Raw genomic sequence first — 15,732 nt, 5'->3', positions numbered from 1 at the left:
GCCGCCCGTTTGTTTTTTCAATTAGCGTTGTTCAACCCAAACCACACAGCTAAACCCAGGCACACTAATGCTGCCATGGCTGCGGTCGAAGCTGGCTTGCTCCAGCACAGGGTCATAGCCATTGACCAACAGCGGGTGCAATTGCAAATCGTAATGGCCAAAACTGGCATCGCTGTAGCTCAACGGCTGGTGCGAGCCATTAAAGGCCACTACAATTCGACAGAATGGCGAATCGCTTGCTTCGCCAACCTCATCATCAAGCACCATCACCACCAAGCCAACCACTTGCTCCGGCCCAGTGTTGAGAAACCAGAGTTTTTGCTTGATCAGCTCAGCACTGCTTAGCCGAAATAGCTCCGAGCTACGCCGAATTTGCAGCATAGTTTGAAAATGGGCATAGCTAAACGCCATATCCGCGGGCGTTGGCTTGAGCGCAGGGTCGGCCAATAGTGGAGCGACGGTTGACCAATGTTCGTGGTTATCCGCCGAGGGCGGCAAGCCCGAACCCCAGGTATTTTGCTGGCCCGTCCAATCGATCCGGTTAAACCAATCGCTGGAGTTGTAGCTATTGCGATCCATCGATTTCGAGCGTAACAGCTCGTCGCCAGCGTGAAAAAACGGAATGCCTTGGGCCAAAGCAACCAAGCTCAAAGCCAAATTGTGCATGCGCACCCGCTCGGCCATCGGCGCTTCAATTGGCGCTTTGACTTGCACACCATCAAATAAGGTTTCGTTATCGTGCGCCGAAACATAGGCAATATGGTCATCTGGGCGCAACCCATAGGCCGCTGGCTTGCCATTAACATACAAATGGCCGCCAAGCGTTTGTTGACCATCACAACTGAGCATTGGATAATCGGCCAAATTGCCAGCCAAACTCAAGCGCACCACATCGCTGATGATCGCAACCTGATAATTGCGTTCGACCAAAGCCCGCTGTTCAAAGTGATTAGGCCGATCAAGCAGGCCGGTTGCAAAGCCTTGCACTTGGAAGCCAACAAATGGCCCGCCACCCCGCGCTGCATCGCGCAAACGATCGCTAAATGTGCCAATACCTGTGCCAGCCAGCGCTGGTTGGGTCGCGTTCTCGCCACGCGCGCCATCGGCAACCTCGCCAAAATTCCAGCCCTCGCCATACAAATAGATCGCTTTGCCATCAACGCCATGTTCAGCGAGGGTCAAGCCATCAAGCATTTCGCGAATTGCCAACATATTCCGTTTGAGATGATGGCCCATCAAATCGAAGCGAAAGCCATCGATTTTATACTCAACCGCCCATGTGCGCAGCGAATCGAGCATCAATTTTTCCATCATATGATGTTCGCTGGCGGTGTTGGCGCAGCAGGTGCTGTTGCAGACGTTGCCATCAGCATCCAAACGATGGTAATAGCCTGGCACAACCCGATCGAGCACGGCGCAGCTTGCTTGGCCGCTCGAATGGGTGTGATTGTAGACCACATCCATCACCACCCGTAGCCCAAGCTGATTCAATGCTTGCACCATTTCGCGAAACTCAAGAATTCTGGTTGCACCATCAGGATCGGTGCTATACGAGCCTTCGGGCGTGGTGTAATGGCGCGGGTCATAGCCCCAGTTGAAGCCATCACGGTCGCGAATGGGAAAAAGATAGGCTTGCTGCTCAGGCGAATCGGCGGGCAAACTGGCTAAATATTCAAAATCAATTCGCTTGCGATCTGGCCGATGCTCTTCAACCGTGGCAATATCGAACACTGGCAACAAATGCACATGGCTCAGCCCAGCCTTGGCCAGCCGCTGAAGATGCTGCATGCCATTCGATTCCAATTGAGTGAAGGCTTTGTAGGTGCCGCGTAATTCTGCTGGCACGCTGGGATCAGTAATCGAAAAATCGCGCACATGCAACTCGTAGAGCACAATATCGGTTGGCTTAGCAAGGTTTGGTTTGGCCAGTTTGCTCCAACCCTTGGGCTGCAAAGCCTTGCTCTGCAAATCGACAATCTGCGAGTGTTGGCTGTTGGTCGATAAGCTCAGAGAATAAGGATCGGTCACGCTGTTACGCTCGAATTGGCCAGTGCTAGGCACAAAAACATCAATTTCATACCGATAAAATTGATGTTTCCAAGCAGGCTTGCCAACGATGCTCCAAACCCCAGAGCCTTCATCAAACTGCATTGGGTGGCGCTGCGGTTCAGTGGTTTTGGCCGAATCTGCATATAACAACAGTTCTACATTGCGCGCGGTTGGTGCCCACAAGCGCAAAATTGGCTGTTTCTGGGCATCGAAGCTCACGCCAAGCTCGCCAGTGTAATGATACAAATCATCAAGCACCCCGGGAATTTGCAAGGCCGTTGCATCGATCAAGCTCTGATCGTCGCTGTGATAGGCTTGGACTGCGACTTGGCCGCGCAGGATTTTTGCAACCAAGCCATGGTGCTCATCAGCCAGCCGAAAGACCGGCAAGCCCTGCAAATGAGGAAATGCCGCCACCAAATCGGCATCTAAGCCTGGCAAATGGCGTTCGAGCGGCAAAACCTGACCATGCTGAATGCCTTTAGCAGTAAGTTCCAACGAACCATCAAGCGAATAATGTACCTCATAGCGAGCATTGGGGAGCGCATGAATATTCCATACAATCGTATCGCGACGCACCCAATACGCCCGCAGCCGATCAAGCTGCCCGACGCTGGGCTGCTCTTCAACAACAGATTGATCTAACATTTTAAACTATCCCCCATAAACTGGGAAAACTCGTATGTATAGCACATTATATGCAACAAATTGCTAAATCGGCTTAATCGTTCCAACGAGTTTGCCACTGGCCATCGGGCATAAATACCCGCCCACGGCCTTCTTCATCCCAAACGATCAACTGGCGCTCGTGAAAAATAATTGTTGCGCGGGTGCGGGCCACTTTTTCATCGGTGGTATTTTCGTTTAAGCCCCAAGCAGTATAAATTTGGCCGTTGATGCGGCTGACGGCCCGAGCATCGCGAAAACCCAAGCGATGAGCAATTTGATCGTTGGTGAAGCCATGGGCCACCAAGGTCATCACCTCGCGCTCAGCAGGCTCCAGCAAATCGAGCGCCGATTGTTCATCGAGGTGGCGAACCTCTTGCACACGGCTAGCAATATCGGGGTCGATAAAGGCGCGCCCTTGAAAAGCATCGCGCAGCAGCGGCGCAACCATGGCTGGTAGGAGATAGTTGCTTTTGCGCACATAGGCATAGTGGCTTAAAATCCCCGAGCGCTGGAAATCGCGATAATAAGCATCATCATCTTGGATCGAATAAAACACAACTGGGATCCGCGGGTGTTCGCGGCGAATAATGACTGCTGCTTGAATGCCATTTAATTCGCCAGCCAAGGCCACATCCATCAAAATCGCTTGCGGAATATGCTGGGCACACCATTCAATTGCGTCTTCGCCGCTGCCAGCCTCGCCAATCACGCTAATTTCTTTGGTAGCATGTAAACCAGCGACCATCGCCGCGCGCAAGCTCGGGTGATCTTCAACCACAAGGGTTTGGATTGTCTGCATCGGATAATCCTTAGCCAATTATCATCAAATATATGTCCAACCTTAATCTTTGTGTCAAGCAATTAAGTGCAAAGTCGTGTTAATCTTTTAATTATTGGGGCAAGGGGTCAGGTTTTAGGATTCACAGGCCAGAAGATAATCGCGTTAAGAACAATGCTAGTTACGCATAAATCTTCTTGCTAATTCCAGACCCCTTGCCCCTAGTCCCTGATCCCTGACCCCTTGCCCCCATCCCATACAAGGAACCACCCGATGAAACGCTGGTCTTTGATTATTGGCACCTTGTTCGTCGTTGGCTGTAGCGATGCTGCTATACTTGTTGAAGCGCCCAAACCTGCTGCGGTGCAGCAAATTGCGATTGCTACCACGGCCCCCACCCAGGTTGTGCCAACGGCTACGCCAGCGCCCAGCGCTACGCCAGCCCCGCCAACCCAAACCCCAGTGCCAGAACCACCACGGGTCGGGATTCAAGTGGGCCATTGGCAAACCGAAGATCTCCCCGAAGATCTGGCCAAATTCCGCACCTCAACTGGAGCGTTTGTTAATGGTATCTCCGAGGTTGAGGTCAATTTACCAGTTGCAGAAAAAGTCAAAGCCTTGCTCGAAGCAGAGGGGATTACAGTTGATCTACTACCTGCAACCGTGCCAGTTGCCTACAAAGCTGATGCCTTTATCACGATTCATGCAGATGGCTCGACCAGCAGCAGCAGTCGCGGGTTTAAGATGGCAACGCCATGGCGGGCCTCAGAAGCCAGTTTATTGTTGCTCGATAGCTTGATCGCTGAATATGCAGCGGGCACAGATATGCCCCAAGATTCAGCAATCACGGCCAATATGCGCGGTTACTATGCCTTCAGTTGGCGGCGACATCGCAACGCAATTGCCCCAACCACTCCCGCCGTTATCGTCGAAATGGGCTTTTTGACCAACCCAACCGATCGCGCGTTTATGCTCAACCAATCAGATGTGGTGGCCCAAAGCATTGCCAATGGCGTGTTGCGCTATCTTGCAGCCCACGACCGCAACGATCTTGAAGCCTTGAAAGTGATTGAGTATGCAATTCAGCGCCCAAAAACTGCCGACGTGACAGTCCATTCAGCGCCTGATAGCGGAGCACGGGTGTTGTATACGATGGAAGCAGATCAGCGCTTTATGCCCTTTCGCCAGCGCGATGGTTGGTACGAGGGCTTTGTACGCGGCAGTTCAAATGTTGTAGGCTGGGTGCAAGTCAGCGATATGCAAGGCACAAGCGACCAATTGCCGCCACCAACCGATCGCTAGCAACAATCCCTCACCCCCAACCCCCTCTCCCACGAAAACGCGGGCGAGGGGGAGCTGTTAATCGTCCCCTCACCCCCAACCCCCTCTCCCACGAAAACGCGGGCGAGGGGGAGCCGACCATGTTTCGCCAAGGAATTGCGGGAGAACCAGCGCGTTAAAGCCCCTCGCCCGTTGGACGGGAGAGGGGTTGGGGTGAGGGGATCTCTACATCTAGCTTGCTTGATTGGTGTCGGTCAAACAAAGCAACGTCCAGCGGCGCTGGCCATGATTGAAGGTGGCAAAGCTGCGATCCCATGGGTTGGCGTTGAACCAAGGTGCCCACGCGCCTTCAATCCGACAAACCGTGGTTGTGGTAATTTCGCCGCCGAGCATGGCCTCGACACAAACTTTGCTCATCGTCCGGGCATCGCCATCGCTAAATGGCGAGCTGGTGAAGGCTCCGCCGCTGACCAAGGCATGGGTCAACGCACCCTCATATTCGTAGCCACTATAAAAGGTCAGCGGCAGCGCGCTAGGAACATCGGTGGGCAATCCCAATTCGGGTAATTCGCGATTCAGCGTGGGATGGCTGAGAAACCGATAGATCTGGAGGCTAACATCGCTGGGGTTGCTGGCAAACACTGCATCATAGGCTGAAGCATCGCTTGGCCGCACACTGCGAAAAATCACGCCCCCATTCAGATACATACCACGCAAGGCTTGCAGAACAAGCGTAATCCGTGGATCGGTTACTGGTTCAACCACAAGATCAATGGTATGCACCATGGCAAAACTCCCGATATTGCCACAAACTGGCTGTAGCAAGCTTGATTTGTCAATGATTAGCGTGATTGAAGCACTGCCCGCGCCGGAGCGCCGTCGCTACCCAAAATTTTCAAAGGCAAACAAATCAGGTTGTATGGGCCTGGCTCGACATCAGTTAGGTTGATGCCCTCTAGGATACCAACCCGCCCACCAAGCAAAATGCAGTGCGTTGGATTGCCAGATTCAGCTTCGAATGGCTCGATTGAAAGATAATCAATCGCAATCAAGCGCAAATCGCGTTCAATCACCCAGCGCGCAGCACTGCTATCAAGCGCCCGAAATTCGCGGTGAAAACGCAATGGCTCCTCTTTCCAAAAAGCCGAATTGCTGGTTTTGAGCAACAAGCGGCTGCAATCGCTGGGCACATTGGCGGCGGCTAATTCCTCGCCAGTAATCGGGCCAGTGCCGGTTAATTCCACCACATAACAATCGCCAATAAAGCGATCAAGTTCCAAGCTTTCAACCGCCAAATCGTTGTTGATAAAGTGCAGCGGTGCATCGACGTGGGTTCCAATATGCACCCCTGTGTTGAGCCGCGTCACATTACAAATATCGCCTTTGTTCATATCGGCGGCGCGTTTTTGCTCAATCGGCGGGTCGCCTTCCCACACTGGCAAGGCTGGTGAAATTGGCACGCTAATATCGATCAAATTTGCCATGATTGGCTCCTTTAACAGCGAGGTATAGACAATACCTCTACGCTAACTAGTGTCTATTGTCTCACAAAATGCGACTAAAACAGCAGGCAGCCAGCAGGTTTTGACCCACTGGCTGCAAGCAGCATCCGAAACCTAATCTTGCAAGGCTCGCACGCCTAAGCCACCTTCGCGTAAGGCTTGAATCGCATCGGCGACCGCTGCTGCACTAGCCACGGTGGTGATCGAAATCACACCTTGGCGCAAGGCAGTTTGGCGAATCGCTTGTTCATCAAACAGTGAAGCGCGGCCTAGCGGCGTATTCACAATAATATCAACTTGGCCGTTGATAATATAGTCGGCGGCGTTGGGTCGGCCTTCGTTAACTTTATAAATGCTTTCAACCTTGAGGCCTTGTTCGCGCAGATATTGAGCCGTGCCAGCGGTTGCAATCACTTTGAAGCCAAGCTCGCTATATTGCTTGGCAACCGGAACTAACGCTGGTTTATCGTGGTCGTTGACGCTGACAAAAATCGCGCCGCTAGTTGGCAAGCTGCGGCCACAACCCGCTTGGGCCTTGGCAAACGCAGCCCCAAAACTATCGCCACTGCCCATGGCCTCGCCAGTTGAGCGCATTTCTGGGCCTAAAGCAATTGTTGCGCCAGGGAAGCGCCGCCACGGCAACACAACCTCTTTGACGTGGAAGCCGCGCAATTCGGGCGCACTGCTGATACCTTGTTGCTTGAGCGTCACGCCAGCCATCACTTTGGCAGCCAACGCGGCCCAAGCCACGCCGCTGGCTTTGGCAACATAGGGAATCGAGCGCGAAGCTCGTGGATTGACTTCGAGCACATAAATCTCGTCATTTTTGACCGCAAATTGCACGTTCATCAAGCCAACCACGCCCAAGGCGCGAGCCAGTTTATCGGTTGCACGTTTGAGTTGCTCAACAACTTCGGGCTTGATGCCGACGGTTGGCATCACACACGCCGAATCGCCAGAGTGGATGCCAGCGCGTTCGATTTGCTCCATCATGCCTGCAATCACCACCGTTTCGCCATCGGCAACGGCATCAACATCAAGCTCGGTCGCATCTTCAAGAAAGCGGTCGAGCAACACAGGATGTTCTGGCGAGGCCTCGGTGATATGGCGCAAATAATCGTCAAGCCCAGCTTGATCGTGGATAATCGCCATGCCTTGGCCGCCAAGCACATACGATGGCCGCACCATGGTTGGGTAGCCGATGCGCTCAGCGATCGCTCGCGCTTCATCCCACGAGGTTGCCGAGCCATAGGGCGTTGCTCGCAAGCCACATTCGGCTAGCACTTCACCAAATTGGCCGCGATCTTCGGCGCGATCAATGGCTGCTGGCGAGGTCCCCCACAATGGCACGCCTGCCGCTTCCAAGCCTTTGGCTAATTTGAGCGGCGTTTGGCCACCAAACTGCAACAGCACGCCCGATGGCTGCTCGACATCGACAATATTCAGCACATCTTCTAAGGTCAATGGCTCGAAATACAGCCGATCAGCGGTGTCATAGTCGGTTGAAACAGTTTCAGGGTTGCAGTTGACCATGATCGTTTCATAGCCAAGTTCGCGCAGCGCAAACACTGCGTGGCAACAGCAATAATCAAATTCAAGCCCTTGGCCGATGCGATTTGGCCCGCCACCCAAAATCATCACTTTGCGCCGATCGCTGGGGTTGGCTTCGCTCTCGGTTTCGTATGATGAATAAAGGTATGGCGTTTGCGCCGGAAATTCCGCCGCACAGGTATCAACATGATGATAGGTTGGTTTGATGCCATGGCCAAGCCGTTGTTGGCGCACTTCGGCGGCGTTCGCATTCAGCAAATAGGCCAATTGCGGGTCGCTATAGCCGTTGCGTTTGGCTTGCAGCAATAATTCGGCAGGAATCGTGGCCAAATCGTATTGGCGTAGTTCTTTTTCGAGCGCAATCAAACTGGCCAATTGATCAAGGAACCAATAATCGATTTTGGTCAATTCATGAATCTGATCAACCGTCCAGCCGAGGTCAAAGGCGGTGCGCATAGCAAAAATTCGTTGTGGCGTTGGCGTGATCAACAATTCGCGCAAGCGTTCTTGTGGCACAGGTTGGCTGCCATCAGCGCCCCAACCCATGCGACCATTTTCGAGCGAGCGCAAGGCTTTTTGCAAGGCTTCGGTAAAGGTGCGGCCCATCGCCATGGCTTCGCCAACCGATTTCATAGCGGTGCCAAGCACTGGCTGCGAGCCAGGAAATTTTTCGAAGTTCCAGCGCGGAATTTTGACCACCACATAATCGAGCGCTGGCTCGAATGAGGCTGGAGTTGATTTGGTGATGTCGTTGGGCAATTCGGGCAAGGTATAGCCAACCGCCAGCTTAGCGGCAATTTTGGCAATCGGAAAGCCCGTAGCTTTGGATGCGAGCGCCGATGAACGTGAAACCCGTGGATTCATCTCAATCACAATCACCCGCCCATCGTGGGGATTGATTGCGAATTGGACATTCGATCCGCCGGTTGCCACGCCCACAACTTCCATCACCGCCAAGCCCATATCGCGCAAGCGTTGGTATTCGCGGTCGGAGAGCGTCATGGCAGGTGCAACGGTAATTGAATCGCCAGTGTGCACACCCATCGGGTCGAAGTTTTCAATCGAACAAACGACAACCCCATTGCCAGCGCTGTCGCGCATCAACTCAAGCTCATATTCCTTCCAGCCCAGCAAACTTTCTTCGATCAGCAATTCGCCGATTGGCGAAAGTTTCAAGCCCTCTTCGACAATGCGCCGAAAATCTTCGGCATTGTAGGCGATGCCGCCGCCAGCACCACCGAGGGTAAACGAAGGCCGAATAATCGAGGGAAAGCCAGTTGCTTTGACCAATTCGAGCGCTTCTTCGAGTGAGCGCGCGATGCCAGAACGCGCCGATTGCAAGCCAATCCGATCCATAGCCTGCTTGAACAACTCGCGATCCTCGGCAGTGGCAATCGCATCGACATTTGCGCCGAGCATTTGCACATTGTATTGCTCCAACACGCCAGCGCGGTGCAAATCCATGGCCAAATTGAGCGCAGTTTGGCCGCCGACCGTTGGCAGTAAAGCATCGGGGCGTTCGCGGGCAATAATTTCGCTAACTGTTGGCACATCCAACGGCTCAATATAGGTACGATCAGCCAACGAAGGGTCAGTCATAATCGTGGCTGGGTTTGAATTGACTAAAATAATGCGGTAGCCCTCTTCGCGCAGGGCTTTGATTGCCTGAGTCCCGCTATAATCAAACTCACATGCTTGCCCGATCACGATTGGGCCTGCGCCAAGCACCAGAATCGAGTGAATGTCGCTGCGTTTTGGCATCGGTTTCTCCATAGTGGGGGATGTACGCCCGCAAGGCACGCCGTTGGCTTGCCGCGCCCCATCCTAGCCAAGTTCGTGTGTCGGGCTAGCATTATACGATGAAATCGCATGCGATAATTCAATTGGCCGTTGTGCCCTCACCCTCCAACCCCCTCGCCCACTGAACGCGGGCGAGGGGTGTATGATTGGAGAACCAAAAATCATTGATAAAACTAGAATACAAAAAGCCCCTCGCCCGCTCAGCGGGCGAGGGGTTGGGCTGAGGCGACACCAAACCTTTAAGGCTGTTGAATGACTAAGGCATCGAGCGAGGTAGCTTGCGCACTCGGTGGGAATTCGCCAGTATTGCCAGCCCAGTCACGTGCACGAGCACGGAAGCCGTAGGTGGTATTTTCTGCATCAGCGGCGTTCACATCGATAATAAAGGTATCTTGCAATTCGGTCGTGGTTACCAACCAATCAACCCATTCGCCGCCGTTGCGTTGCACTTGAACATCGAAACTGGCCACGCCTGTGCTATCGTCTTGGCCGTTCCAATGCACTTCATAGCGGCCTGCACCAAGATCTTTAACATCGATGATGGTGGCGTTGGGCGCGGTGTTGTCGGAGCGGGGCAACCAAGCTATCGCATCGTAACGCACGCTTAATCCCTCTTCGCCAGTCACATCGTCGAGCAAGATTTCGTTGCCACCCTTGAAGTAGTACACGCCCAACGAATACCATTTATTCTGATTGGCCTCTTGATCGACGCGCACTTTGGTATTGCTGCCGTCGTGGGCAATCACATAGGTGGCATTCTTGGTTGCTGGCTCACCACAAGCGGGAATATAGGCCATCACCTCGTAGAAACCAGGGTTGGTAATTGGTGCTTTCCAAACCCCAAGGTTATCAACTTGGCTTTGATTGGCGACGCTCTTGGTCCAGCGGTGGGCACCGTTAAATCCACAGCGGGCATCAAACCACACGCCTTGCATTTCGCGGAAGCTATTGTCGCGGTTATCGACCAACAGCGAGCCTGCTGGTGGCAAAGTTACCGGCAATGGCGTGGCGGTAACATTCGGGGTTGGCGTTGCCGCAGGGCTGCTAGCCCCAGGATCGTAGCCTTCCCACAAGAAGGTCACTTCGACCCAGGCATTATCAGGAATGCCCAAATCCCAGAAGGTGCCATCGGCAATGTCGATGCCGTTGGGCAAGTTCGGGCGGCGGCCACGTTCGTCACGCCCGCCATTGTAGCCATCGTAATAGGCTGCTTGAGCTTCGGGCAAGCCACGCGGCAAATCTTTCCACGATTGACGATTGGTTGACCAATAATCATCGCGGGTGTTCCACGGCCCCACATCCCACACTGGCACAACTTTGGAGCGGCCTTTGTAGGTTACCCGCACTTGGTATTCATAGCCGCGATACGATGAGAGCGAGCGCCACGAAGGCAAGGCTACAAACTGATCGTATGGGCGAATAATATGGCCGTTGGCGGTGCGATGGCCAACCAAGCCCTCGCGGGTCGCATAAATTCGATAGGTTGGCGCTTCTGATTCGGCCAGAATTGCCGCGCCACCCGACCATTCGGCAACCATGGTGACTGAGCGCGCACGTGGTGATTCACCATTGGCCAACAGCCACATGCGATATTGAATCACGCTGCTTGGGCGTTCGAGTGCCACCCGACCACCGCGTGGAGCCTCTTGCCACATTTGCCACGTACCACTGGGATTTTTGCCGCGCACATCAAAACGCACAGCGCCACCAGTGGTCAGCGTTGTATCGGTATCAATTACAACCGCAGCAACGACTTCTTCAAATTGATGCTCGGAAGAAAGATAGCTGCCTGCTTGAGGATAATCACCAACGAATGCAGGAGCGGGAGGAGCGTTGGGAGCGAGGGTGATAGTGCCACTGCCGACCAACCCATCAAAGCTGCCAGCCGTTAAATCATCAACCCAAACTTGCTCTGGACCAGCATTAATCGTCAATACTGGCATAATCAAGAGGGCAATGGCGACGGCGGCGAGCAAATAACGCCGCATAATCGACAACCTCCTACGAGTGTGCGTTCCGCCCACGAACCACAACAAGGCAATACACGGCCATCAACAACAGGGTTTCTCTGCGTTCATGGCAACAAACATCTCAACATGGAGATGGGGCTTGGAGGCCAATCATAGCGGCTCGATACCTTAAAGTCAATAATAATTTTCAGCTAATTATCAGCTAGTTCTCAGTTTGGCCTTACTTACCGCCACATATATGCTAAAAATAAGGCTTAAATAAAAGGAGTAATGCACATGATGCCTTTAGCAACGTGGATCGATCATTTGGTCATAACCGCGCCCACGCTCGCGGTTGGCGTGACCTATGTTGAGGATTTGCTCGGTGTGCCGCTGCAAGCTGGCGGCCAACATCAAGCTATGGCAACACATAATTGCTTGCTTAATCTTGGCAATTGCTACCTCGAAGTGATCGCGCCCGACCCAAGTTTGCCCGCACCCAAGCGCCCGCGTTGGTTTGAATTGGATGCGTTGCAAGCAAACAGTGCTCCGCGCTTGGCAGCCTGGGTGGCACGCACGATCCTCATTCAGCCCGCCAGCGAGTTGCTTCAGCACCAATTTGGCAGCGTCACGCCGATGAGTCGCGGCGATTTAACTTGGCAAATCACAATTCCCGCCGATGGTAGTTTGCCCTTTGCTGGCGTTGCACCGATGCTCATCCAATGGCCGCGCGATCAACATCCAATCCAACGCTTAACTGATCAAGGGTGTCGTTTGTTGAATTTTGAGCTACAGCACCCTCACGCACGCCAAATCGAAACTATGCTGAGCCAAATTGGCATGAAAGATCAGATTAAGTGGCAAACCGCAGTCACGCCACAGCTAAGCGCCACCATTGAAACCCCGAGCGGGATAAAGCAAATCAAAAGGCAGAAGTCAAAATATGAGCAGAACAGAGAACAAAGAGCATAGAACATAGGAGTTGAGGTTCAGGGGCTAGGGGTCGGGGATCAGGGACGAGGTGCTAGGCGATGGGCTATTTGGCGAGAAATTAATCTGAGCAAATCTGTGCCAATCTGTGGCTAAAACTTAGCCTTCGCGCTCTTCGCGTGCTTCGCGGTTTCCGTCCTTCGTGTCCTTCGTGTCCTTCGTGGATCAATTGCTTATCATGGCCTCGTTTCTATGTTAAAATGAACAAATGTTCGATTACGCTCGCCTAGGTATTGCAGCAAAATACTGCTACAATGCAGGGTGGATGTTGTGTTTCAGGAGGTTTGGATCATATGCAGCAGCGACCCACGCTCGTCTTGGTTGATGGCCATGCGCTGGCGTTTCGCGCCTTTTTTGCGCTCCGCGACACGGGCATGTCGGTTCGGGCAACTGGCGAACCAACCTACGCAGTCCAAGGCTTTTTATCAATTTTGCTCAACTTGTTACGCGAACGCCAACCAGAATACGTGGCGGTTTCGTTCGATATTGGGCGCACCTTCCGCGATGATATTTACCCAGACTATAAGGCTGGCCGCGCTGAAACACCCGCCGATTTTCACCCCCAACTTGAGCGCATCAAGCAAATTATCAATGCCCTGAATATTCCAATTTACACTGCCGAAAACTACGAGGCCGATGATGTCATTGGCACGTTATGTCGTCAAGCAGAAGCTCAGGGTGTCGATACCTTGATCATCACTGGCGATACCGACACGCTCCAATTGGTCAATGACTATACCAAGGTGCTGTTGGCCAATCCCTATGGCAAGGGCAATGTCTCGCTCTACGACGAAGCCCAAGTGCGCGAACGCTACAAAGGCTTGAATCCAAACCAACTTGCCGATTTGCGCGGCCTCAAAGGCGATACCTCCGACAACATTCCTGGGGTCAAGGGCATTGGCGAAGCTGGGGCAATTAGCATGCTCAACGAATGGGGCAGCGTCGAAAATATCTACGCCAACCTCGATAAAGTTGCCAATCGCTATCGCTCAAAACTCGATGGCCAGCACGAAGCCGCCCGCTTTAGCACTCACTTGGCCACGATCGTCACCGATGCCCCAGTGACCTTGGATCTCGAAGCAACTAAAGTGCACGATTACGATCGCGATACAGTGTTGGCCTTGTTCAGCCAACTCGAATTTCGCAAGTTGGTCGATAAATTGCCGCTTTCGAGCAATGTCAGTGCGGTGCAAGTCGTCGCCGTGCCGCAAACCACCAATCCCAGCCAATTAACCATGTTCGATGATGCAACGCCACCAAGCGCCGAGCCAATTGCTCAATCTGGCGATTACCAAGCGGTAACCACCAGCGAACAATTGGCCGAATTGGTAAGAATTTTAGCTGAGTCTGAACGTTTAATCTTCGACGTGGAAACCAATAGCCTGAATTTGTTCTCGCCAGTGCCTGCCAGCGTGGTTGGGATTGCCTTGACCCACACTGCTGGCTGTGGCTGGTACATTCCCTTGGCCCATCGCAGCGGCCAGCAATTGCCCGTCGCCGAAGTTGTCGCCGCCTTGAAACCATTGTTTAGCGACCCCAAAAAAGCTGTGGTGGCCCACAATGGCAAGTTCGATATGAGCGCGCTCAGCCTGATTGGGCTTGATGTGCCCCATTTGAGCTTTGATACCGCCATCGCCGCCGCCTTGTTGGGCAAACGTCAGAGCCTCAAGGATTTGGCCTTTGCTGAATTGCGCGACGCTGATGATCGCCCAATTGAGATGACCAGAATCGAAACCTTGATTGGCACTGGCAAAAAGCAAATTACGATGGATCAAGTGGCGATTGAACAAGTAACCCCCTATGCCAGCGCCGATGTTGATATGACTGCGCGTTTGTTGGCGCTGTTTATGCCGCAACTTGGGGCAATTCCAGCGGTACGTGAGGTTTTCGAGCAAATCGAAATGCCGCTTAGCCCAGTGCTGATGCGCATGGAAGCCTGTGGCATTGGGCTTGATCGAGCGCAACTTGTGCAACAAGGCCAAGTGTTGGGCCAAAGTTTGCGCGAAATCGAGCAGCACATTGCCGATTTTGTGGGCGAACCATTAAATATCAATTCGCGCTTTGATTTAAATGATCTGCTGTTTATTCGGCTCAAACTGCCAACCGCCAATCTCAAGCGCTTGGCTGGCACAACCCGCAGCGGCGGCGCGGTTTATTCGGTCAATGCCGAAACCTTGGAAGATTTGCAAAACCACGATCAAAGCGGCATTGTCGCCATGATTTTGCGCTATCGCCGTTTGTCGAAGCTCAAATCGACCTACGTTGATGCCTTGATTGAATTGATTAACCAAAAAACTGGCCGCGTGCATACCCAATATCGCCAAATTGGCGCAGAAACTGGACGGCTTAGCTCCGATTCGCCCAACTTGCAAAACATTCCGGTGCGCAGCGAAGAAGGCCGCGAAATTCGCCGCGCCTTTGTTGCCCGCCCAGGCCATGTGCTGATGACCGCCGACTACTCGCAGATTGAATTGCGGGTTTTGGCCCACATCACCGCCGACCCAGCCTTGGTTGAAGTTTTTCAAACTGGTCAGGACATTCACGCGGCAACGGCAGCGCGCTTGTTCGACATTCCGATGGATGAAGTCAGCAAAAACCAACGCCGAATTGCCAAAATGACAGTTTTCGGCATTATTTACGGGATTAGCAGCTTTGGTTTGGCTGCGCGCACAGCCCTTTCACGCGGCGAAGCCCAACAAATGATCAGCGGCTTGTTTGCCCAATATCCAGGCCTAAAAAGCTATATCGACCGCACCTTGGAGCGCGTCAAGGCGGTGGGTTATGTTGAAACCTTGTTTGGCCGCCGCCGCTACTTCCGCGAGTTGCAAGAGGGCGGCGTAACCGGGCCACGGCGCAGCGCCTTCGAGCGTGAAGCAACCAACGCAGGCATTCAAGGCACAGCCGCCGATTTGATCAAATTGGCAATGATTCGCTTAGAAAAAGTCTTGCTTGAAGGTGGCTATCAAGCCAAAATGTTGCTCCAAGTGCATGATGAATTGGTGTTGGAAGTGCCTGAGGCCGAGCGTGATGCAGTCGCTCAATTAGTTTGTGATACGATGACCCAAGTTTATCCCGATTTGGCCGTACCATTGGAAGTTAACGTCGAAACAGGGCTGAATTGGGACCAACTTCAGCGCTGGCACGCCCCAGCTTAGTAATGTAG

General features: G+C 53.1%; 9 protein-coding genes. 3 read left to right on the top strand and 6 right to left on the bottom strand.

The features are described 5' to 3' along the window. Positions 1 to 21 precede the first annotated feature (21 nt). Positions 22 to 2,697 (bottom strand): pullulanase-type alpha-1,6-glucosidase, encoded by a 2,676-nt coding sequence (pulA, locus tag JOD20_RS02210; protein ID WP_204753708.1) that lies wholly within the window; start codon positions 2,695 to 2,697, stop codon positions 22 to 24. A gap of 73 nt (positions 2,698 to 2,770) precedes the next feature. Next, entirely contained in the window at positions 2,771 to 3,517 is a 747-nt protein-coding gene (locus tag JOD20_RS02205) for a response regulator transcription factor (RefSeq protein ID WP_054536699.1), read from the bottom strand. A gap of 252 nt (positions 3,518 to 3,769) precedes the next feature. On the opposite strand from JOD20_RS02205, the gene JOD20_RS02200 reads away from it, so the two are divergent. Then, positions 3,770 to 4,798 carry an N-acetylmuramoyl-L-alanine amidase gene (locus JOD20_RS02200; RefSeq protein WP_204753707.1) on the top strand — a complete coding sequence of 343 codons (1,029 nt, stop codon included), beginning with the start codon at positions 3,770 to 3,772 and terminating at the stop codon, positions 4,796 to 4,798. A 210-nt stretch (positions 4,799 to 5,008) separates the two neighbouring features. Here JOD20_RS02200 and JOD20_RS02195 read toward each other — a convergent pair whose 3' ends face one another. The 4 genes from JOD20_RS02195 to JOD20_RS02180 form a co-directional block, all read right to left on the bottom strand. After that, entirely contained in the window at positions 5,009 to 5,563 is a 555-nt protein-coding gene (locus JOD20_RS02195; RefSeq protein ID WP_204753706.1) for a hypothetical protein, read from the bottom strand. A 56-nt stretch (positions 5,564 to 5,619) separates the two neighbouring features. Further along, complete coding sequence (locus tag JOD20_RS02190) at positions 5,620 to 6,261, bottom strand: cyclase family protein (RefSeq protein ID WP_204753705.1); 642 nt, start codon at positions 6,259 to 6,261, stop codon at positions 5,620 to 5,622. Positions 6,262 to 6,393: 132 nt separating this feature from the next. After that, positions 6,394 to 9,591 (bottom strand): carbamoyl-phosphate synthase large subunit, encoded by a 3,198-nt coding sequence (gene carB, locus JOD20_RS02185; protein ID WP_204753704.1) that lies wholly within the window; start codon positions 9,589 to 9,591, stop codon positions 6,394 to 6,396. A 278-nt stretch (positions 9,592 to 9,869) separates the two neighbouring features. Further along, positions 9,870 to 11,618, bottom strand: coding sequence for a golvesin C-terminal-like domain-containing protein (locus tag JOD20_RS02180; protein ID WP_204753703.1), 1,749 nt, complete (start codon positions 11,616 to 11,618; stop codon positions 9,870 to 9,872). 258 nt (positions 11,619 to 11,876) lie between these two features. On the opposite strand from JOD20_RS02180, the gene JOD20_RS02175 reads away from it, so the two are divergent. Together JOD20_RS02175 and polA are read left to right on the top strand one after the other, a co-directional pair. Then, positions 11,877 to 12,551, top strand: a complete 675-nt coding sequence (locus JOD20_RS02175; RefSeq protein WP_204753702.1) for a VOC family protein — start codon at positions 11,877 to 11,879, stop codon at positions 12,549 to 12,551. 311 nt (positions 12,552 to 12,862) lie between these two features. Next, positions 12,863 to 15,724, top strand: coding sequence for a DNA polymerase I (polA, locus tag JOD20_RS02170; RefSeq protein ID WP_204753701.1), 2,862 nt, complete (start codon positions 12,863 to 12,865; stop codon positions 15,722 to 15,724). Positions 15,725 to 15,732: the final 8 nt, after the last annotated feature.

The sequence above is a fragment of the Herpetosiphon giganteus genome, from assembly GCF_016907925.1.
Lineage (GTDB): Bacteria > Chloroflexota > Chloroflexia > Chloroflexales > Herpetosiphonaceae > Herpetosiphon > Herpetosiphon giganteus.
This window is presented reverse-complemented; position numbering and strand designations above follow the sequence as displayed.

Bases quoted from the DNA above. Each gene is read 5' to 3' on its own strand.
- pulA (WP_204753708.1), bottom strand. From the start codon at position 2,697: ATGTTAGATCAATCTGTTGTTGAAGAGCAGCCCAGCGTCGGGCAGCTT.
- JOD20_RS02205 (WP_054536699.1), bottom strand. From the start codon at position 3,517: ATGCAGACAATCCAAACCCTTGTGGTTGAAGATCACCCGAGCTTGCGC.
- JOD20_RS02200 (WP_204753707.1), top strand. From the start codon at position 3,770: ATGAAACGCTGGTCTTTGATTATTGGCACCTTGTTCGTCGTTGGCTGT.
- JOD20_RS02195 (WP_204753706.1), bottom strand. From the start codon at position 5,563: ATGGTGCATACCATTGATCTTGTGGTTGAACCAGTAACCGATCCACGG.
- JOD20_RS02190 (WP_204753705.1), bottom strand. From the start codon at position 6,261: ATGGCAAATTTGATCGATATTAGCGTGCCAATTTCACCAGCCTTGCCA.
- carB (WP_204753704.1), bottom strand. From the start codon at position 9,591: ATGCCAAAACGCAGCGACATTCACTCGATTCTGGTGCTTGGCGCAGGC.
- JOD20_RS02180 (WP_204753703.1), bottom strand. From the start codon at position 11,618: ATGCGGCGTTATTTGCTCGCCGCCGTCGCCATTGCCCTCTTGATTATG.
- JOD20_RS02175 (WP_204753702.1), top strand. From the start codon at position 11,877: ATGATGCCTTTAGCAACGTGGATCGATCATTTGGTCATAACCGCGCCC.
- polA (WP_204753701.1), top strand. From the start codon at position 12,863: ATGCAGCAGCGACCCACGCTCGTCTTGGTTGATGGCCATGCGCTGGCG.